Annotated in this window: 12 protein-coding genes, 3 tRNA genes and 1 pseudogene; 11 read left to right on the top strand and 5 right to left on the bottom strand. The window is 68.4% G+C overall.

What is annotated here, in order from left to right; genetic code table 11:
- Positions 1-40: 40 nt before the first annotated feature.
- Together ACVTJA_RS38655 and ACVTJA_RS38650 are read right to left on the bottom strand one after the other, a co-directional pair.
- Positions 41-634 carry a hypothetical protein gene (locus tag ACVTJA_RS38655; RefSeq protein ID WP_465827821.1) on the bottom strand — a complete coding sequence of 198 codons (594 nt, stop codon included), beginning with the start codon at positions 632-634 and terminating at the stop codon, positions 41-43.
- A 15-nt stretch (positions 635-649) separates the two neighbouring features.
- Positions 650-1,330, bottom strand: a complete 681-nt coding sequence (locus ACVTJA_RS38650; protein ID WP_465827820.1) for an STAS domain-containing protein — start codon at positions 1,328-1,330, stop codon at positions 650-652.
- A 367-nt stretch (positions 1,331-1,697) separates the two neighbouring features.
- Between ACVTJA_RS38650 and ACVTJA_RS38645 the strand changes: the two genes are divergently transcribed.
- From ACVTJA_RS38645 to ACVTJA_RS38625, 5 genes are all read left to right on the top strand, one after another.
- The gene (locus tag ACVTJA_RS38645; protein ID WP_465827818.1) at positions 1,698-2,561 is read left to right on the top strand and encodes a 2-oxo acid dehydrogenase subunit E2; all 864 of its coding nucleotides are present in this window, start codon (positions 1,698-1,700) and stop codon (positions 2,559-2,561) included.
- 247 nt (positions 2,562-2,808) lie between these two features.
- On the top strand, positions 2,809-3,234 hold the full coding sequence (locus ACVTJA_RS38640) for a YciI family protein (RefSeq protein WP_465827816.1): 426 nt from the start codon (positions 2,809-2,811) through the stop codon (positions 3,232-3,234).
- 347 nt (positions 3,235-3,581) lie between these two features.
- The gene (locus ACVTJA_RS38635; RefSeq protein ID WP_465827814.1) at positions 3,582-5,279 is read left to right on the top strand and encodes an SDR family oxidoreductase; all 1,698 of its coding nucleotides are present in this window, start codon (positions 3,582-3,584) and stop codon (positions 5,277-5,279) included.
- A 22-nt stretch (positions 5,280-5,301) separates the two neighbouring features.
- Positions 5,302-11,622, top strand: coding sequence for an SDR family NAD(P)-dependent oxidoreductase (locus ACVTJA_RS38630; RefSeq protein ID WP_465827812.1), 6,321 nt, complete (start codon positions 5,302-5,304; stop codon positions 11,620-11,622).
- 9 nt (positions 11,623-11,631) lie between these two features.
- Positions 11,632-12,744 carry a fatty acid desaturase family protein gene (locus tag ACVTJA_RS38625; protein WP_465827810.1) on the top strand — a complete coding sequence of 371 codons (1,113 nt, stop codon included), beginning with the start codon at positions 11,632-11,634 and terminating at the stop codon, positions 12,742-12,744.
- A 39-nt stretch (positions 12,745-12,783) separates the two neighbouring features.
- Here ACVTJA_RS38625 and ACVTJA_RS38620 read toward each other — a convergent pair whose 3' ends face one another.
- Complete coding sequence (locus tag ACVTJA_RS38620; RefSeq protein WP_465827808.1) at positions 12,784-15,960, bottom strand: amino acid adenylation domain-containing protein; 3,177 nt, start codon at positions 15,958-15,960, stop codon at positions 12,784-12,786.
- A gap of 238 nt (positions 15,961-16,198) precedes the next feature.
- On the opposite strand from ACVTJA_RS38620, the gene ACVTJA_RS38615 reads away from it, so the two are divergent.
- The 3 genes from ACVTJA_RS38615 to ACVTJA_RS38605 all read left to right on the top strand — a co-directional run bounded on the left by ACVTJA_RS38615 (position 16,199) and on the right by ACVTJA_RS38605 (position 16,505).
- A tRNA-Val gene (locus ACVTJA_RS38615) sits at positions 16,199-16,270 on the top strand.
- Positions 16,271-16,277: 7 nt separating this feature from the next.
- A tRNA-Asp gene (locus ACVTJA_RS38610) sits at positions 16,278-16,354 on the top strand.
- Between the two features lie 74 nt (positions 16,355-16,428).
- Positions 16,429-16,505 (top strand) — tRNA-Asp (locus ACVTJA_RS38605).
- A 65-nt stretch (positions 16,506-16,570) separates the two neighbouring features.
- Here the strand turns inward: ACVTJA_RS38605 and ACVTJA_RS38600 are convergent.
- Positions 16,571-16,777 (bottom strand): annotated as a pseudogene (locus ACVTJA_RS38600) (tyrosine-type recombinase/integrase); the annotation flags it as partial.
- 168 nt (positions 16,778-16,945) lie between these two features.
- Between ACVTJA_RS38600 and ACVTJA_RS38595 the strand changes: the two are divergent.
- From ACVTJA_RS38595 to ACVTJA_RS38585, 3 genes are read left to right on the top strand one after another with little or no spacing between them, the layout of a single operon-like run.
- Positions 16,946-18,184 carry a tyrosine-type recombinase/integrase gene (locus ACVTJA_RS38595; RefSeq protein WP_465827807.1) on the top strand — a complete coding sequence of 413 codons (1,239 nt, stop codon included), beginning with the start codon at positions 16,946-16,948 and terminating at the stop codon, positions 18,182-18,184.
- Complete coding sequence (locus tag ACVTJA_RS38590; protein ID WP_465827806.1) at positions 18,181-19,128, top strand: tyrosine-type recombinase/integrase; 948 nt, start codon at positions 18,181-18,183, stop codon at positions 19,126-19,128. Before ACVTJA_RS38595 ends, ACVTJA_RS38590 begins: the two co-directional genes overlap by 4 nt.
- The gene (locus ACVTJA_RS38585) at positions 19,125-20,120 is read left to right on the top strand and encodes a tyrosine-type recombinase/integrase (protein WP_465824696.1); all 996 of its coding nucleotides are present in this window, start codon (positions 19,125-19,127) and stop codon (positions 20,118-20,120) included. The genes ACVTJA_RS38590 and ACVTJA_RS38585 overlap by 4 nt, the downstream gene beginning before the upstream one ends.
- Before the next feature lie 14 nt (positions 20,121-20,134).
- Here the strand turns inward: ACVTJA_RS38585 and ACVTJA_RS38580 are convergent, their stop codons facing one another.
- A complete protein-coding gene (locus tag ACVTJA_RS38580) occupies positions 20,135-20,749 on the bottom strand; it encodes a tyrosine-type recombinase/integrase (protein ID WP_465824697.1) in 615 nt (204 codons plus the stop codon).
- Positions 20,750-20,776 lie beyond the last annotated feature (27 nt).

Here is a 20,776-nt window from a genome sequence, read left to right as displayed (position 1 = left end):
CGCGAGGCCGCGCATCGGTCGGCCTCGCGCGGACGGCGCGTCACCAGGTGACGACGTAGGTGCAGCTCGTGCCGCCCTTGTGCCGGCAGCCCTTGGAGGTGTCGTGCGTGAGGGTGGCGTTGGGCTGGAAGCGCTGGGCCATGCCCTTGATGAGCCCCTGGTCGAAGCGGCACGGATAGGGGGTGTCGCAGACCATCTGGATTTCGTTCTTCCCGTCCACCGGCTGGCTCCGGTAGTTCCCGATGCCGTCCAGCATCTCGCCCGTTACCGGGTTGAACATCGGCTGTCCACCCTTGCGGTGGTTCATGTGGAAGGCGATGTCGATGGACGCGAGCGCCGACCGGATGTCCTGGATGTTGGCGGGGAAGACGGCGTTCTGGGGGACGAAGGAACCCACCTTCTCCAGACCGCGCCCCCCGAGCAGGGCGTCAATCTTCTTGTAGGCGGCCAGGTAGTCGTCGACGGGGTACCAGGCGGTCGGGTCGATGGTGAGCGCGCCGTTGGCGTCGCGCGACTGCACCTTCATTGCCGACAGCAGCTCGTTGACGAGGACGGTGAACGACTTGATGGCCTCGATGATGGACGTGGCGCTCGAGCCGGTGACTGTGTACTCGCGGAAGGATGTATCAACCATGGAATTGGATTGTCTCTAGCCGAGGGTGCGTGCGGAGGCGTGGTTGCGCAGGTACTGAAAGCATTCCTGGATGCCGTCTCGGAGCGTGGCCAGCGTCTTCACGCCGCGCAGCTCCACGCCAATCTGGGTCAGCGTCTGGGCGATGAAGGGACTGATGCCGGTGATGACGCAGTGGGTGCCGAGCAGGCGCGCGGCGGCCACCATCTTCACGAAGTGATTGGCCGTCGCGGTGTCCACCACCTCCACGCCGGTGATGTCGATGATGGCGCACTTCGCCTTGCCCTGAGAGATGCGGTGCAACAGCCGCTCCGTCATCTCCACCGAGCGCTGCGTGTCCATGACACCGACGATGGGCAGCGTCAGGATGTTGTCCCACAGCTCGATGATGGGCGTGGACAGGTCCCGGATGGCCAGCCGCTGCTGCTCGATGGTGGCCAGCTTCTCCTCCAGCTCGGCGCGCGCGGACACGAGCTTCTTGATGGACTGCTCGTTCTCCGTCACCGACGCGTGGAGCTGCCGGGCGAAGAGGTTGATGGTCTCCTCGAAGGAGGAGAACTCATCGTCCTGGCCGACGTGGATGAGGTGCTGGGACGGGTCGAACTCGCCCAGGGAAATCATCGCCAGCACGTCGCGGATGCGCTCCAGACGCTCCAGGCTGACGGCGACGGTGGGGGACTCCAGTTGGGGCAGGGACATGGCGGGAGTGGGGGGGCCCGGGGGAAGTGGGGTCGCTGCCCGGGTCTCGGCCGCGAATTGTTATGCGTTAATCATACATCGATGGCAAGGGGTGGATATGACCCAGGGCACAGGGATTGCGTACTGAGACATGTAATCAAGACATGGGGGAACTGCCGTCCTTCCCGGCGCGCGGGACAATCCGGGGTGCGCAGGGCCTGATGAGGAATTGAGCAGGCAGCCGCATGCAGGTGCCTCGCTCCAATTCGTGGCGCACCGCGTTGTGAGAAAGCAGGCGGGCAGGCACTCCGGGCATCTTCCCTTGAAAGGTGTGAAGCAGGGACACTGAGCCTTCACCGCGAACCGTTCCTGAGGAGGGACTGCGGCCATGGCGCACCTGGAGTTGACCCCGAAGCGTGACCTGTCGAGCTTCCGCAAGCTGGCCATCGGAAGCTGGAAGACGGCGTACGACCCCACCGTCTACGGCACGCTGACGGTGCGCATGGACAAGGCGATGGCGTACATCGAGGCCTTCCGCCAGCGCACGGGCGTGCGGCTGACGGTGACGCACCTGGTGGCCAAGGCGATGGGCGAGGCCCTGCGCCGCTGCCCGGACGCCAACGCCATCCTCCGCTTCAACAAAATCTACCTGCGCAAGCAGGTGACGCTCTCCACGCTGGTGGTGCAGACGGATGGCGGCAAGGTGGACCTCACCTCGGCGCGCATCGAAGACGCGGACAAGAAGAGCCTGAAGGAGATTGCCGCGGACCTGGAGGAGGCGGTGCGCCGTGTGCGCGAGCGCCGCGACGTGGCGCTGGAGAAGGGCAAGGGGACCATCCAGAAGATTCCGTACCTCTTCCTCAACACCTTCACGTGGCTGTTGTCCTTCTTCATGTACACGCTGAACCTGGACCTGAGCGGGCTCGGCATGCCGAAGGACGCGTTCGGCTCGGCCATCATCACCAACGTGGGCTCTCTGGGGCTGGACACGGCGTACGTGCCGCTGGCGCCGTACACCCGCGTGCCCATCTTCGTCGCGCCCGGCGCGGTGAAGGAGGTGCCGGTGGTGGAGGACGGCCGCATCGTCCCGGGCAAGGTGATGAACATCAACGCCACCTTCGACCACCGCTTCATCGACGGGTTCCACGCGGGCGTGCTCGCCAACACGCTGCGCGAGATGCTGGAGAATCCCTTCGAGAGCTTCGACGCGCTCCCGGACGCCGCCGAGGCGCCCGCGGCCGCCGTGGGGTAGGCGGGCAGGCAGCGTCGCGCCGCCCGTTTGCTGGAGTTCAAGCGCTACCCCAAGGAGTCCATCGCTCAGTGGCATCAGCGCCACGGGCTGGAGGTGGACTGAGCAACCGGCCGTCAGGGCCGTGGGATTTCAAGGGGTTGGCGGTTCCTGTCCGGAAGAGAAAATCCGTGTCGAATTCTTCGGTGCTCGTTCGACGCATGGATAGAAGGCGGGGCACACCCGCAGCGAATCCACAGGAGCGACGACGATGCGATTCATGGTCATCATGTACCCCGGCCCCGCCGCCGAGACCGGCGCCCTGCCGGACGAGAAGATTCTGGCGGAGATGGGGAAGTTCAACGAGGAGCTGGTGAAGGCGGGCATCCTGCTCGGCGGCGAGGGGCTGCACCCCACCGCGAAGGGCGCGCGCATCCGCTTTCCCAAGGGTGGCAAGCCCGTCGTCAGCGACGGCCCCTTCGCGGAGGCGAAGGAAATCGTCGGTGGCTACTGGATGATTCAGGTGAAGTCCCGGGAAGAGGCCATCGAGTGGATGAAGCGCTGTCCCACCGCGGGCGGCGAGATGATCGAGCTCCGCCAGGTGTTCGAGACGGAGGAGTTCGCTCCGAGCGACCCGTCGGGCGAGCTGCGCGCGCAGGAGCATCGCCTGCGTGAGCAGGTGGCGGCGAAGAAGTAGCCATCCAAAATCAGACATCCAGATACCGTTGTCACATGTCTTGTGTTTTCAGGCATGTGACGACCCCTGGCGTAGGGGAGGGCCCGCGTGTGCGCGTGCCCTCCTGAAGCATTTTGTGTCGTTCATTCCGTCTCTGTCGCAGGCCCCCGCGTGAGGGCCGCTCCAGAGCGAAGCTTGCGTCGAGCACGTGGGTGGAACGCGGGATGCAGCCCGTGTTTCACGGCCGTGTCACGCGTGTGTCCTGACAGGGCTGAATCCGTGTCGGATTGAGTCGCCCCAACAGGGCGTGTCAGACCCATGTTGCATGTGTTTTCGCGCAGCACAGACCGACGACGAGAGCGCGAAACATGTCCCCAAATCCATCTCAGCAGAGCGCCGCTTTTGCGGCGAATGTCCTCGACCGTGTTCGCCAGTGCGCGGCGGCCGTCACGCGGTATCCCCTCGACATCCTCACGGCGGAGGCACAGCTCGAGGATGAGCTCGGCATCGACTCGGTGAAGCTCGCCGAGATTGCCGCCGTGGTGGGACGGGAGTTCAACATCCCCGCGGAGCGCCTGCCGAAGGGGGGAAAGGCCCGGACGCTCGGCGCGATGGCGGAGGTGGTGGCGCGGTTGCTCGCGGACGCGGCTCCGGCGCGGACCGTGGCGCCAGTCGTGACGGTGGCACCGGTCGCTCCGTCCGTGTCCTTCACAAGCCCTGGCGCTTCGCATGCGTCCGTGGCCATGGCGAGCCCTGCCACGCCGCACACGTCCGTGTCCGTAGCGAGTCCTGCTGCCTCGCATACGTCCGTGTCCGTCGCGGGCCCTGTCGCGCCCTTTGCGCCCGCGACCCTCGCCAGCTCCGCGACTTCGTTTGCGCCCGCGTCCGTCCCGAGTCTTGCCGCTCCGTTCCCGCCCATCAGCGAGGACCTGGAAGCGCGAGTGCGCGCGGTGTTCGCGCGGGTGACTCGTTACCCCGAGGAGCTGCTGACGCCGAACGCGGACCTGGAGGACGAGCTCGGCATCGACTCCGTGAAGCAGGCCGAGGTGCTGGCGGTGCTGGCGAAGGAGCTGGGCCTGGAGAAGGGGCCGACGCCGTCCCAGCGGCTGCGGACCCTTTCCGCCATCTGCGAGGCCGCCCGTGCCGCGCAGGGGACCGCGCCCGTTGCGGCGGTAACGTCCGCACCGTCGTCCATTTCGCCGCGGCCCGAGCTTCCCTTCGCGGGGAAGGTTGCGCTCGTCACGGGCTCGGGGAAGGGCATCGGCAAGGTCATCGCCACGCGGCTCGCTCGGGCCGGGGCGACGGTGGTGGTGAACTCCTTCCACTCGCGCGAGGAGGGCGAGCGCACCGCGCAAGAAATCATCGCGGCGGGCGGCAGGGCGCTGCACCTGTGGGGCTCGGTCGCGCAGGAGGAGCACCTGGAGCGGATGTTCGCGGCCATCGCGGACCAGCTCGGGGGGCTCGACTTCCTGGTGTGCAACGCGTCCAACGGGCTCATCGGTCCGTTCGACCGGATTACTCCGCGTGACTGGGACAAGGCGTTCCGGACCTGCATCACCGGCACCTACGAGTGCGCGATGCGTGCGCGGCCGCTGATGGCGAAGCGGGGCGGCGGCAGCATCGTCACGATGTCCACCTCGATGTCGCAGCGCTACATGCACGACCTGGGCTGCCAGGGCGTGGTGAAGGCGGGCGTCGAGTCACTCACGCGCTACCTGGCCGCGGAGCTGGCCCCCGAGGGCATCCGCACCAACTGCGTGTCCGCGGGGCCGGTGCACGGCGAGCTGCTCGGGATGTTTCCCGACGCGGCGGGACGCGTGGCGCGCTGGGAGGCGGCCACGCCCGGCGGGCGGTTGTGCACCGCTGACGACGTCGCCGACGTGACGGAGCTCCTGCTGGGGGCGAAGACGCAGCGGGTGAATGGGGCCATCTGGGTGGTGGACGGTGGGCTCTCGGGGACCGTGGACGGGTTGCTGCCGCACCCGGCCGCGAAGCCGGCGCACGCGGATGGCGCGGGTCGCCGAAATGGTCACGACGTGCGGGCGCTCCTCGCCCTCGATGCCTGAGCCCTCCACCGGAGCCCTGCCCATGCGCTTCTTCGCTGTCCCGTACGACATCCACTTCGACGACACGATGGCCTACGGGAGCCATCACTTCCTGACGAACTTCAAGTTCCAGTGCGCCGGCCGCGAGCACCTGCTCTTCGGTCCGCACTTCTTCGACGTGCCGGACCTCCGGCGCGACTTCGAGCAGGTGCTGCTGCTCACCTACGAGGGCTACTCGCGCAACCTGGCACCTGCGGTGCTGGGAGACAGGCTCGTGGTGCTGACGTCGGTCGAGGAGCGCGGCGAGGTCTCCGTCCGCTTCTGCTTCCGGACGCTGAAGAGCGACGGCACTCCGGTGGCCTGCGGGTATCAGACGGTCCTCTGCGCGGACCGGGCGCAGGGCACGCTCCGAGCGTTCCCGGACTCCTTCCGGCGATGCTTCGAGGCGATGCCGAGCATCCACGAGCCCGAGGCTTCGCGGAGCTTCCGGGAGAGAGCGCTGCTCGGAGGCACTGCCGTCAACGAGCTGTTCCCGGAAGCCATCCGGCAGCTCGCGCAACGGCTCCTCGCGGACCCCGCGTCGCTCGGAGCGTCCAAGCTGGTGGACACGGCGGCGGCTTCCGGGGGGGAGGTCCGGCTGCCACCCGGCTCCACTGCGTTCCTCTTCGCGGGGCAGGGCACGTTCCAGCCGGAGCTCTTCGTCCGGTTGAAGGAACTGCACCCCGAGCTGCGGGACGAGCTCGCGGGTGTTGCGGCCGCGTCCCAGGTCATCGGGCTGGATGCGACGCCGCTGCTCGAAGCCCGGGATGCCGCGGAGGTGACGCGTGCGCTCGAACAGGAGCCGCGGCTCGACCAGCTCGGCATCTTCCTGTCCGGGGTGCTGGGTGCGCGGTGGCTGCGGGGCCAGGGCGTGCGGCCAGACGTGTTCGTGGGGCACAGCTTCGGAGAAATCGCCGCGCTGACGGCGGCGGGGGCGCTGGACCTGCGCACGGGCGCCAAGGTGGTGTGCCAGCGCATCCGAGCGCTGAGGGCCATCTCGGATGACTTCGGAACGCTCGCGGCCGTGGCGTTGGGTGATGCGGAGACGGTTCGAGCCATCGCGGAGTGTGGTGCTCGGAGTCTGGAGATGGCCGGGCGCAACCATGCCCGGCAGACCGTGGTGGCGGGTCCGCGCGCGGAGCTGGAGCGGCTTCGTACGTTCCTGGAGGGGCGAGGGCAGGGGTTCACGTTCATCTCCAGCCGTTACCCCTTCCATCACCGGGGGCTGAAGCCGGCGGCGGACGCGTTCCGGGCCGCGCTCGCGAACGTGCCCATGCGTCCGCCACAGGCGCCCGTCTACTCGCCGATTGAAGGGCGCATGTACACGGGAGGGCACGGCGAGCTGGCGGATGCGCTCGCCTCGCATCTGGTGCGTCCGTTCGACTTCCTCGGAGCGGTGGAGACGCTGACGCGCGCGGGCTGCACCCGCTTCGTGGACTGCGGGACGGATGGACGGCTGACGCGCATCGTCCAGCGAATCGTTCCGAAGGACTCGCCCGTCGAGGTGGCCAACGTCGCAGGCTTGCATGCGGCCAACGCGTCCTCCGTCATTACCGATTCGACCAGCGGTGAGGTCCCCTCGGTTGCGGTGGTGTCGCTCGGGTGCATCCTTCCCGGCGGCGCAAAGGACCCGGCGGCGTACTGGCAGAACATCCGCCAGGGCATCAGCGGCATCGTCGACCAGGGCCAGCTGCATCCGGAGTTGGTGACGGACTTCGTGGGCCCCGTGGGTACGCCGGACCGGACCTATACCCTGCTGACAGGGCTTGTGCGTGACGCGGACCTCGTTCCGCCCGCCGGTCTCGAACCGGAGCGCTTCCACGGCTATGTACGCGAGCAGAAGCTGCTGGCCATCGCGCTCTCGCAGGCCCTGCGCGGCCTGGAGGCGACGACCATCAGCGCCTCGGGGCGCATCCAGTGCCTGCTCGGCTCCACCGCGGATGGGTCCGCCGAGTACGACGCCGCCCTGTGTCTGGAAGCCGGAGCGGCCCTGCTGCGCGCGAAGGGTGTCCAGGACCCGGAAGTCGACGCCCTCGCTCGGGCCGCGCGAGAGGCCCTCGGAGTCAGCTCACCCTCCGCTGACCTGGCGCCGCACGCGGCGCTCCAGGCGGTGGTGACGGACGTGGTGGGACGCGGTGTCTCCACGGTGTTGCTCGACGCGGCCTGCGCCTCGTCGCTCTACGCCATCGCGCTGGGGATGAAGGCGCTCGAGTCGCGCGAGGCGGACCTCGTCCTCGCGGGTGGCGTCTTCTCACCGGGCCCCGGAAACAGTTGCCTCTTCTCCCAGTTCAAGGGGCTCTCCGCGAAGGGGAGCCGGCCCTTCGACGAGCGGGCGGATGGCGTCATCTTCGGAGAGGGCGCGGGTGTGGTGGGCCTGATGCGCCTGTCGGACGCAGTCGCCTCCGGACTCCCGGTGCGCGCCGTCATCCGAGGCGCGGGGCTGTCCAGTGATGGCCGGAGCAGCTCGGCGAACGTCCCGCGCTCGGAGGGACAGGTGGCCGCGATGGAGGCGTGCTACGCTGCGGCCCACGTCGACCCCGCGAGCATCCAGTACATCGAGGCACACGGCACGGCCACGCCGGCCGGAGATGCCACGGAGCTCAAGTCGATTGCGCGGGTGTTCGGAGGCAAGCGCCAAGGCATCCAGCTCGCCAGCGTCAAGGCGCTGATTGGTCACACGGGCTGGGCGGCGGGAGCGGCCTCGGTCATCAAGCTGTGCAAGGCACTGGAGCACCGGCTCGTCCCGAAGCAGTCCAACTTCGACAATCCCGGAGCCGAGCTGCGAGCCCTCGGCGCGGACTTCGAGGTGAGCACGAGCGAGCGGCCCTGGCCGGAGAATGGGGAGCATCCGCGTCGCGCCGCGACGAGTGGCTTCGGCTTCGGCGGCACGAATGCGCACCTGGTGCTGGAGGAGTACCGAGGCGTCGTGCCTGCGCGTCGGCCTGCTCCCATGAGCGAGCTGGTGGTCGTGGCGGCGGAAGGGCTGTTCCCGGACGCGCGCGGAGTGCCCGCGCTGGGAGCGCCCGCGGAAACCGGAGCGCGTTTCGACGCGGCGGCCATCCGCCTGCCCTCATCGGTGCGCCTGTTGCCGGACATCGCCGAGGACATGGATGCGACGCAGACGCTCGGCCTCACCGTGGCGAGCGCGCTGGTCCAGAGGCTCGGCGCGTTCGACTCGCTACGCTCGGGGACCGCGCTGGTTCTCGGGCTCGAAGGGAAGACCCGTCGTGGCGTGGAGGCGACCCAGCGCGTGTTGGCGTCCTCCACGCAGCGCAAGCTCCGCGAGCTCGTCCAGCGCGCTCCCGAGCATGCGGCGGTGTTGCCGACGGTGGAGCGGCTTCACGAGGTCGTGACGGGCTCCTTGCGTCCCTCGGGCGCGTACACGCTCCAGGGGATGATGCCCAACGTCACACCGGGGCGCATCGCGGGGGCGCTCGACCTCAAGGGCCCCAACTTCGTGGTGGACGCGGGCGCCGCCTCGCTGGCCGCGTCGCTCCGGGCCGCGCGTGCGGTGCTGGAGAGTGGGTTCGAGCTGGTGCTCGTGGGCAGCACGCACGTCCGTCGGCCGGGAGAAACGCTGGGGTCGTCACCGCCGGAGGAGGGGGTGGCGATGTTGGCGGTCACCACGGCAGAGATCGCCGCGCGGCGCGGCTTGAAGCCGCTGTGTCAGCTCAGGATGTCGGCGGACTCCCGTGGGGATGCCGTGCAGCTTCCGCCGCACTCGGCCAGGGAGAGTCTGGAGGTCCTCCGGTCGGTCATTGCTGCCGCGGAGGGGCGCGTCACGACGATGCGCTTCCACCCGGATGCCGCGACGGGCAGTCGTCTCGAAGTTCAGCTGCGTCCTTGCGCTCCTCGGCCCGCTGAGGTCCAGCAGCCTCCAACGGAGACGGCGCCGACCGGGTTCGATCATGCGGCACCCATCCGCTACCACGCGCCCGTGCTCATCGAGCATCCCGCGCGATTGACACGCACGGCTCACCTGCGAGGCCGGCGCGTGTTGTTCATCGCCCAGGACGAATCAGTGGCTCGCGAGCTCGCGCTCCTGGCACCCACGCTGTGCGGACCCGAGCACCGCATCCTCCGCGCGGGTACTGCCGCGCCGGAGGGCCGCATCCACGGAGTCGACCTCGCGCGTGAGGAGACGGCGGAGGCCGGGCTGGAGTCGCTGGGTTTCGAGCCACAGGTCATCCTCGCGGTCTGCCGGTTGGAGTCCGGAGCAGGCGAGCCCGAGGTGGTCTCCGACACGGCTCTGCGCCACGAAGCGCTGGAGCTCCTCTTCCTCGCCGCGCGGCGCGCCTACGAGCGACTGGCGGCGGGAGAGGTCGAGCTGGCGAGTCTGTGCATCGGAGGAGTGGGCCCGCGCCGGACGCTGCACCCGATGACGGGGCTGTTCGCCGGAATGCTGAAGTCCATCGGACGCGAGGTTCCTGCCCGGAACGTTCGCGCCATCTCCACCTCGCCGCTTCCGCTCCCCGCGGCGCTGGAGCTCGTCTCCAACGAGCTCGGCTCCGAGGAAGACGGCAGCCCCTCCGTCGAGGTCTGCTTCGACGGACCGCGCCGCTGCGTCCGTCGCCTGCGGCCCACGGAGGTCACGGTGGAGCCAGCGTCTACGCTCGACAAGGACTCGGTGGTCCTGCTCACGGGCGGAGGCCGAGGCGTGACGGCGGTCCTCGCCGGAGCGCTCCTGAAGCGCTTCGGCTGCAAGGTCGTGCTCGTCGGCCGGAGCGACCCGGGCGAGGCACCCGAGCAGGTACTCCAGGCGCGCGAAGAAGACCTCCCACGCGTGGAGCGGGAGTTCTACGCCGCCGAGCTGGCCAGCAACCGCGCCGCGAAGCTGCCCGAGCTGCGCAAGCGCTTCGAGCGGTACCTGGCCGCACGAGAGCTGCGGTCCACGCTGGATGGGCTCGCGAAGCTCCCAGGGAAGATGGTCTACCGGTCCGCCGACGTGACCCGCTCCGAGGATGTCGATCGGGTGATGGACGAGCTCGTACGTGAGCACGGGCGGCTGGACCTCGTGGTCCACGGCGCCGGCACGCAGACCTCCAAGAAGCTCAACCGCCGTCGCCTCGCGGAGCTGCGGACCAACCTGGACACAAAACTGCTCGGGCTCCGCAATCTCCACATGGCTTGCGTGAGCCGCTTCGCCAGGCCCGTGCCGTTCCACGTCCTCACCTCCGCCTTCAGCTTCATCGGCAACGACGGACAGGCGGACTACGGAGCGGCGAACGAGGCGTTGGACCGGCTCTGCGCCTGGGTGAGCGATGCCAGTCGCGAGGTCCGCTGGTGCAGCGTGGGCTGGCTGGCCTGGGACGGCATCGGGATGACGCGCGGCTCCGAGTACAAGGTGCTCGGAGCCACCCGCCAGCTCCGAGGCATTCGCGCCGAGGAGGGCGAGGCCCTGTTCCTCCAGCTCGTCGACGGCCGGCCGCGAGAGCCCATCAACGTGCAGCTCACCGAGAGCGAGCGCGCGTACTACGGGCTGGAGTTGCTGCCCGCGACGCGGCCCGTCCGCCGGGAAGTGGTGGTGGATGCGGTGAGCATTCCGTGCCTCGAAGACCACCTCGTACGGGGGACACCGACGCTGCCCGGCGCGTGGGCGCTGGACCTGATGCTCCAGGCCGCGCTCGGTGATGGGAGGCCGGAGTTGCGTACCGTCACCATCGAGGACGTGCGGTTCTCACGCTTCATCCGCGTCAAGCCCGGAGGGCGGCAGGCCCTGCGTGCCGAGTGCACCCCCGTGGTCGACGCGCCCGGACGCATGTGTATGCAGGTCAGGCTGACTGGAGACATCGTCCATGCCTCCGGCGTGGTGCTCGAACGGGACGTCGTCTACGCCGAGGCCCGCTTCACGCTGACGGCGGAGCCGCCTCGGGGCACACCGCAGTTGGACGCGGCCACGTCTTCGGGCGGAGGCCTCACCGTCCAGGATCCCCACTGCATGACGGGCTCACCCATCGAGCTGCGGAAGATGTTCGACTGCCTGGAGGACATCCGGCTCGAGCGGACGGCGCGCTTCGCGAAGTTGGGCCTCGCGACGGAGGCGGCGGGGCGCAGCGTCCCCGCGCTTGCCCTGGATGCGGCGTGGCGACTGAGTGCCATGCACGTGGAGGGCGTGTCCGGCGCCGTGTTTGCTCCCATCCAGCTCCAGCGGGCCACGTTCGACCGGGGCCTGGTGGAAGGGGCGGGACGCAAGCAGCTCCGCTTGAAGGCGCTCGCTCCTCGCGTGGAGGGCGGACTCGTCCAGTGCGGAAGCGTCGCGGCCATCGACGAGGCGGGCCGCCTCCAGATGGTCATCGAAGGTGGCCTTGCCCGCCCCATGGCTTGAGGGAACGCAATGAGCTCCTCCATTCCTTCGACAGACTGCATTCCCGTCGATGACTTCCGGCGGCTGCGCACCGAATTGCGGCGCGCGATGCCTCCAGAGGCCTTCAAGCCCCAGCCGCTGCGCGGAGTCATCGCGCTCGCGCTCGTACCCGTCATGGTGGCACTGGTGTGGGCGGCGGCGAGCGGGAGACTGCCGTGGTGGGCATGCCTCCTCATCTCGTTCACGCTCGGGCAGATGCTCATCACCGTGGGCTTCGCCGCGCACGAGGCGCTGCACCACTCCGTGTTCCGGAGCAGGGTGCTCGAAGACATCCTCGGCTGGGTCGGCTTCAGTCCGTTCCTGGTGACGCCGGGCACGTGGCGCGCGTGGCACGTCCAGGCGCACCACGGCGCCGCGAACATCCACGTGAGGGACCCGGACATCCTCCCGCGGCAGCACGAGTGGAGGACACATGGGTTCGCCCGGGTGGTCCACGCGCTGTCACCCGGCTCGGGCACGTGGCTCAGCTACATCAGCTTCACGTTCTTCTTCACGGCGCAGGGGCAAGCCTTCCTGTGGCACTACAGCGGCCAGCCGCAGTTCGAGAAGGTGCGCATGCACCGGGCGCGGGAGCGCGTGCTCACCGTGCTCCTCGCGCTGGGCTGGGGCGCGCTGGGCTGGGGCATGGGGTGGAGAGGGGCGCTCTACGCGCTCATCCTTCCGCACGTCTTCGGCAACATCACGTTGATGGTCTACATCGCCACCAACCACTGGCTGCAGCCGGCGTCGGAGAGTGTCGACAACCCCTTCGTCAACACGGCCAGCGTGGACACGCACCCGGTGATGGACCTCATCCACTGGAACTTCAGCTACCACCAGGAGCACCACATCTTCCCGGCGATGAGCCCGAAGTTCGCTCCGCTCCTGCGCGAGAAGCTGCGCGTGATCAATTCCGAGGCATCCATCGTCTATCCACACCTGCACGCCCTGCGCACGCTGTTCCGGCGCCCGGCGCTCTATGGCGCGGATGGGCACACGCTCGTGGGGCCGGATGGCTCTCCTTCCGTGGACACCTCAGACCTCCGCCGGAGTCTGGAGCATCCGGCGGAGGAGGTACGCATCGAGGCTCGCGGCACGAGCTGAATCGCGGCGGCACGGCCCGGGAGCGCGCCCCTCACGCGCTCACCGGGAGCCCACGGCCTTGAGGTAGGGGAAGGCCGGCGTCGTGAGCTGGATGCGAGCCCTCTGCACGGTGCCGAAGTCCGTCGGCAGCCCGAGCTCGGCGAAGACCTCACCCATGACGCGGCTCCGGTCGAAGCGCTCGTAGAGCGGCTTCACGGCGTCCTCCGGCGCCGAGGCGGGGTGGGCGATGGACCTCGATGCGAGCCGGAAGCGTCCGTCCTGTCCCCGGATGAAGCTCTGCTGCATCGTCGTCGCCCGCTCGAACGTCGTGCGCAGGAACTCTTCGTTCAACTGCCGCTCCGACAGGCGAGTGGGCTGCGCATCCTGGCGGCGCAGGTAGAACCAGAGCATCGGCGACTTCTCGTGCATGAGGAGGTTGGACACGCGCCAACGGTCCAGGTCCGGCATCGCGTCGTAGACGCGCTGGATGTCCGCGTCTGCGTAGGCCATCTCCCAGAAGATGCTCTCGGCGCGGTACTTCGCGTAGAGGCTGATGCAGGGCCGCACGAGCTCCAGGTTGCACCCGCCGGCCATCTCCGCCAGCGAGTCCACCGTGTAGCTGTGCTCGACGGGGTTGATGAGCAGGTCCGCGAAGTCCGACTCCTCCCAGTCGCGGTGGCGGCTGATGAACCGCGCCATGGTGTTGTCGATGGCGAAGCCCGCCGCCAGTCGCTTCGCCACCGCGTAGTCGTTGGACGAGAGCCCCTTCGTCATCAGCCGGATGGCTTTCTGGAAGGCGCTCGTAATCGTGCGGTGGAAGCGGTTGTAGACGAGGACCTCCATGAGGCCGTCGCGCTTGAGGGCCCGGGACAGTCGAGCCAGCGCGTGGGCCGGCTCGTAGGTGTGGTGGATGACGCCAGTGCAGACGATGAAGTCGAACTGCTCCACGTAGGGCGCGTCGTTGATGCTCTCCAGCCGGAGCTCGAGGTTCTTCACGCCCAGGTCGGCCGCGTTGGCCGCGCAGATTTCAATCGACTTCGTGGACAGGTCCGTGCCGAGCACCCGCGCGTTCGGGAAGAGCAGCGCCGTGAGGAGCGCCTGGTTCGTTCCACAGCCGGCCACCCAGATGTTGGCGTCGCGAGGCACGAGGGTGTGGCTGAAGTCGCCCACCTCCTGGCAGACCATCGTCCGCTCGAAGTCGGGGTCCTGGAGCGTGTCGAACTTGGAGGAGTTCCACGGCCAGGGGAAGCGGCTGTAGAACTCGCCGACCTTCTCGTCCACGGAGGTGATGGACTCCGCGAGGACGAGGTTCTCCTCGTCGCTCTTCTTCGTCGCGGCCCCGGGCGAGGGCTTCGCCTCGGCGGCCGAGTCGGGGCCGGGGATGAATCGGGGGAGTGTTTCGCCGTCACTCCTGGCGTCCGCGCCCACGCGAATCTCCGAGCGGGCTCGCGTCTCCTCGATGCTCCGGCCCAGCGCGGCGACGGTGCGGTTCTCGAAGATGCTGCGCATGTTGAGGTCCACGCCGAGGACCTCGCGAATCTGCAGGATGATTCGGTTGGCCAGCAGCGAGTGGCCGCCCATCTCGAAGAAGTCGTCGTCGACGCCCACCTCCGCGAGCCCCAGGGACTTGCGCCAGATGGCCGCGAGCGCCTCTTCCGTCGGCGTGCGAGGCGGTGCCGAGTGGCTCCGCATTCCCGCCTTCACCTCTTCGAGTCGGGGCAGCGCCTTCGTGTCGACCTTGCCGTTGGCCGTGAGCGGAAGCCAGGGGAGGTGGACGAAGTACTGGGGAAGGATTTCCTGGCTCAGCATCGTCCCCAGGAAGCTCCTCAGTGTGGACGCGTCGAGCGCCTGCTCCGAGGCGTAGTACGCGACGAGCGCGCTGGCTCCCGCATCCGTGCCGAGGAGGACGATGCTGTCGCGCACCGACGGGTGCCGGTTCAGCAGGCTCCTCAGTCCTTCGAGCTCGACGCGGTGGCCGTTGAACTTGATCTGCGAGTCATTGCGGCCCTCGAAGGCGAGGAGTCCTCCCGGGAGTCTGCGCGCGAGGTCGCCCGTGCGGTACACCACCTCGTCCTTCGAGAAGGGGTTGGGGACGAAGCGCTCCCGGGTCGCCTCCGGGTTGCCGAGGTAGCCCAGCGCGAGGCAGTCACCGCCGAGATACAGCTCGCCTGTCGCGCCCTCGGTGACTGGAGACAGGCGTTCGTCCAGCACCCAGGCGCGGGCGTTCTCCGCCGGGCGGCCGATGGGGACGAAGTCCTGGACGTCCCTGGCGGGGTCGAACCGATGCACGATGCAGCCCACGGTCGCCTCGGTGGGGCCGTACTCGTTGAAGACCTCCAGGTGCGGACCGAAGCTCTCCAGGGCGCGCAGGGCCAGCCGGGTCTCCAGGCTCTCGCCGCCGACGATGAGCCGCCGCACCCTGCTGCCGGGGTGCTTGCGCGTGACGAGGAGCGACAGGTGGCTCGGCGTGAGCTTCACGGTGTCGACGCGGTTGTCTTCGATGGCGTCCATCAACCCCGCGCCCGCCGAGGACCCCGGGTAGGCGATGAGCGTCCCGCCCGAGAGCAGCGGCACGAAGAGCGACGTGACGGTCAGGTCGAAGGCCAGGGACGAGTACAGCGGGAAGACAGAGGCCTCCTTACCCACGTAGAGCGCCCGCGCCCACCCGACATAGCTCGCGAGCGCGCGGTGGGAGACAAGGACGCCCTTCGGGTTCCCCGTCGTTCCCGACGTGTAGATGACGTAGGCCGCGTCCGCCGGGGAGACGTGCGTGTCTTCCGCCCCCGAGGGCGCGCGCTCGTGCCCGGTGGGGGAGATGCAGCGCACCGGGAGGCACTGGAGGCGCTCGGCCGGCTCGGGCGAGGTGAGGACGACGGAGACCCCGGCGTTCTCGATAACGAACTTCGTGTAGTCGAGCGGTCGCAGCGGCTCCAGGGGGACGTAGGCCGCGCCGGCTTCGAGGCACCCGAGCACCGCGATGACGAGGTCGATGGAGGGGTGGAGGAGGATGCCGACCCGGCTGCCGGGCTCCACCCCGTGCCGCAGGAGCTGGAACGCCAGGTCCCGCACCCGCCCGGCCAGCTCCTCGTAGGTGAGGCGCTCGGAGCCGGACTCCACGGCAACGGCCTGGGGCGTCCGTCGGGCCTGGGCCGCGAAGAGCCGGTGGACGGGCTCGGCTCCAGGGGCGGCGGGGGAGGGCGGGTTCACATCGGAGGGGAAGCGCTGGTGCTCTCGCATGGTCGTCAGGCTCTCGGCTTCGGGAGTGAGGGATCGGCGGCTATACGAAGGGTGAAAGCCGATCTTCCCCGAGCGCGTTTCGAGGCCTTCGAGCAGGCAGTCAGGCCATGGTTCGTTCGAGCGTCCGCACGTATCGGATGAGCCCTGGCGGAATGATCAGGCCTGCGAAAACGTATGCTTGACAGTGGGGGGCACGGTCTATAAAAGCCCCCCTCGTTGCAGCGCGGCGGACGCCTCAGGGCGGATAGCTCAGCGGTAGAGCGTCGCCCTTACAAGGCGAGGGTCACAGGTTCAATCCCTGTTCCGCCCATGGTTGTGGGGAGTTAGTTCAGTTGGTTAGAACGCCGGCCTGTCACGCCGGAGGCCACGGGTTCAAGTCCCGTACTCCTCGCCAAAAGAAGGGCCCGGAATCGAAAGGTTTCGGGCCCTTCGCTTTTCCGCGCTCGTGTTTCGGTTGCCAATAGTTGAGGGGAGTTAGTTCAGTTGGTTAGAACGCCGGCCTGTCACGCCGGAGGCCACGGGTTCAAGTCCCGTACTCCTCGCCATTGAGAGCCCAGCAATCCTCAGGGGTTGCTGGGCTTTTCTTTTTCCTCCGTCCCCCTATGTGCCCTCAGTGTGCCCCTCCGGCGTCGGTGGCCGGAGCGGCGTGGAGCTGGAGGGGCACCGGCCTGTCGAGCTGCTGCACCGCGCTCTCCCGGGCCTCCGGCGCGAGGTGGGCGTACCGCATCGTCATTTCGATGGTGGCGTGGCCCATCAGCTCCTGGATGACCTTGAGCGGGACACCCCTCATGGCGAGGTGGCTGCCGTAGGTGTGCCGCTAATGCCGCGCTCGGCATTAGCGCCATTATGCCGACCTCCGAATAATGCCGACTCGAGCCGCGACACGCGCGTGGCGCCGAGCAGCGAGCGACGCCGAGGCCTTTCTGGACGCGGCATAATCAGGGTGACTTCTCCCGGCGGCACTGACGCCGCCCAAGGAGAAGCCATGTTGGACGACTACTTCAGGCGCGCAGAGATCCTGCGCCGCCACCGCGCCGGGTTCTTCGGCGCGTACCTCGATACCTACACCTCGACGGCGAAGGAGCACGGGTACCCGCCAGATACGGTGCGCAATCACTGCTACGTGTTCCGACTCTTCGGCCAATGGCTCGAGCGACGCGGGCTGAGCGTCGCGGAGATCGACGACGACGTCATCGCGGAGTTCTGGCGGAAGCAGCGACGAGTGCCGCGCGTGCGCCACACGGGGACGAAGCCGCTGCGACGGCTCCTCGGCCTCCTGCGCACGCAGGGAGTGGTCCCATCGCAGCAGCCCCCGGAGCGCACCGAGGCCGCCGCCCTGGCACACCGCTTCGCCACGTACCTCGAGCAGCGTCGTGCGCTGATGCCCGAGACCGTGCGTCGGCACATCTCCGTGGTGCAGGAGTTCCTCCAGCGCTGCTTCGGTCACGGTCCGCTTCAACTTCATGCGCTCGGAGAAAAAGACATCACGCGCTTCGTGTTGTGGACAGCCAAGCGCCTTTCTCCACGCACCCAACAGACCCACATGAGCATCCTGCGGTCCTTCTTTCGCTTCCTGCTCGAGCAGGGAGAGATCGAGGTGGACCTCACCGGCGTTGTGCCCACCGTCGCGAGGTGGCGGTTCGCCGGCGTGCCGAAGTACATCACTCACGGGCAGGTCGAGCAGGTACTGGCTTCGTGCGATCGAGGCACGCCGATGGGACGGCGCGACTTCGCGATTCTTCTGTTGCTCGCGCGGCTTGGACTGCGTGCGTGTGAGGTCGCGCGTCTCGAGCTCGACGACATCCGATGGCGGACTGGAGAGCTGGTCATTCGGGGCAAGGGCAGCACGATCGAGACGCTGCCGCTGCTCGCCGAGGTGGGAGAGGCGCTGGCTGCGTACATCAAGAGGGACCGGCCCAAGTGCGAGACGCGCCGGGTCTTCACAAGGATGCGTGCTCCCATCGCCGCGATCGCAGGCCAGGGCACGGTGACGACGATTGTGCGCGACGCCACGCTCAGGGCTGGGCTCGACGTGCCGACGCGAGGCGCGCACATGCTGCGCCACTCGCTCGCGACCAACATGCTCCGCGACGGCGCCTCGATGAGCGAGATCGGCGTCGTGCTCCGCCACCGCAGCCCCGCGACGACGGAGATCTACGCGAAGGTGGACATCGCCTCTCTGCAGCGGCTGGCCCAGCCCTGGCCTGTCGGAGGTGCCCGATGAGCACGCTGCGCAAGTCATTGGACGACTACCTCAAGCTCCGTCGCGCGCTCGGTTTCAAGCTCGAGAGCACGGAGCAGTGTCTGCGCGGCTTCCTCGGCTTCCTCAACGCCGAAGGGGCCAAGCACATCACCACCGAGCTCGCCCTGCGCTGGGCGCGCCGACCGGCCAACGGCGACCCGTTCACATGGGCGCAGCGGATGCAGCGCATCCGCCTGTTTGCGGCGTGGTACCTCGCGCGGGACCCGCGCACCGAAGTGCCTGACGCGGGGTTGCTGACGGCGTCGGTGCGCAGGAAGCCGCCCTTCATCTTCAGCGAGGAGCAGATCGCCAACATCGTCCGCGAGGCGGAGAAGTTGTCGTGCCGTCGAGGCATGCGGTCGTCCACGTTCTCGACGATGTTCGGGTTGCTCGCCGTCGCCGGACTGCGCATCAGCGAAGCCATCGCCCTCGACCGCAGCGACGTCGACCTGCAAGAGCGCCAGCTCACCATTCGCAACACGAAGTTCGGCAAGACCCGACTGGTCCCCCTGAGCAACTCCACCATCGCGGCGCTTCGCCGGTACGCCAAGCAGCGGGACCAAGCTCTCCCGGTGGTGACGACGCCTGCATTCTTCGTCTCCGAGCGTGGGTGGCGCGTCACCGACTGGGCCACGCGGTACAACTTCGCGATGGTGTCGCGCGCCGCCGGTCTGCGCGCTCCTGCCGGGGGCTACCGGCACGGGCACGGACCTCGGGTGCACGACCTGCGGCACAGCTTCGCGGCACGCACGATGGTCGCCTGGTACCGCGCTGGCGTCGACGTCGAGCGCGAGTTGCCCAAGCTGTCGGCCTACCTCGGGCACGCGCACGTCAACGACACCTACTGGTACATCGAGGCGGTTCCCGAGTTGCTCCAGCTCGCGACCGAGCGAGTCACGGGCCAGCGCGCGGGAGGCCGCCGATGAGCATCGCCACGCTTCCCTCATTGCTTCAGTCCTTCTTCACCGAGAGGATGCTCGCGCAGCGGCGCGCCAGCTCGCACACCGTCGCCAGCTACCGCGACTGCTTCCGGCTCCTGCTTGGCTTCGCGACGAAGCGCCTGGGTAAACAGCCCAGCGCGCTCGCGCTCGAAGACCTCGACGCCGCCCTCATCAGCAAGTTCCTCGACCACCTCGAGCGCGATCGCGGCAACAGCGTGCGTTCGCGGAACGTGAGGCTGGCGGCGCTGCACTCGTTCTTCCGCTACGTCGCGATGAACGAGCCCGCGTACCTGCTCCACTGCCAGCGCGTCCTCGCGATCCCCAACAAGCGGTACGAGCGGAAGCCCGTCGGCTTTCTCGACGACGGCGACGTCGCCGTGCTGCTGAAGGTGCCGGACCTCACGAAGTGGATCGGGCGCCGCGATCGAGCGCTCCTGCTCGTTGCGACCCAGACCGGCCTGCGCGTGTCGGAGCTCGTTGGGCTGCGCCGCGAAGACGTCAGCCTCGGCACCGGCGCCCACGTGCGCTGCCGTGGCAAAGGCCGCAAGCACCGGGCGACGCCGCTGCGCAAGGACGCCGTCGCGGTACTCAAGTCGTGGCTGGCCGAGAACGAAGGGCCGCCGTCGGCGCCGCTCTTCCCCAGCTCGCGCGGCGGCCCGCTCAGCCGCGACGCTGTTGAAGCGCTGGTGAAGCGCCACCTCGCCAGCGCGCGCGAGCAACGTCCGTCGCTCAAGGCCAAGAGGGCCACGCCCCATACGCTGCGTCACAGCACGGCGATGTCGCTCCTGCAGCACGGGGTCGACCGCTCCGTCATCGCGCTCTGGCTGGGCCACGAGTCCGTCGAGACGACGCAGCTCTACCTGCATGCCGACATGGGCTTGAAGGAGAAGGCGCTCGCCCACACCACGCCGACGAAGCAGAAGCCCGCTCGCTATCGCCCCGGCGACAAACTGCTCGCCTTCCTGGTGGGGCTGTAGCCGTGACGTCGTCATCAGCACGGCAGTTCCTGCACGGCCCGGAACAGCGCCTCGTCGGTGGGGTGCGTGTAGAGCTGCGTGCTGGTGATCGACTTGTGGCGGGCGAATCGCTGCGCCAGCCGGATGTCGCGCGTGGCCTCGTAGATGTTCGTGATGGCCGAGTGACGAACGCTATGGAACGAGAAGCGCCGCGCGAAGCCGGCACGCTCCTGCCAGAGCTGGAAGGCGTGGCGAACCTGCCTCGTCGACAACCGGTTGCCCTTGCGGCTCACGAAGAGCGGCGCATTGGTCGTCATCGACTCATCCCGCTGCCGCTTCCACCGGAAGAACTTCTCCAGCTTCGCCTGAACGCCCGACGACAGCACCACCTCCTGTCCCCGCGCGTCCTCACGGCTGCGTTTGAAGATCCGCAACTGCACTCGGCGTCGTGCCTTGCCGTCATCGGTCAGCACGTCGCCGACGTTCAGGGCCACCAACTCGTGCTCGCGCATCCCGGTCGCGAGGGCGAGCGAGAGGAGCACATGGTCACGGTATCCATCGAAGCGCTGTCCCGTCGTGCGCAGGAGCAGGAACTGCTCGCGCTTTGTCAGCGTGCGCGGCGACTGCGTGGTGTCAGCGTAGATCGTCATGGGCGTCTCCTCGTGAAGGCCATCGGG

The organism is Pyxidicoccus sp. M6, from assembly GCF_055568925.1.
The sequence above is the reverse complement of the archived record's forward strand: the minus strand, read 5'-3'. Positions and strand labels throughout refer to the sequence as shown.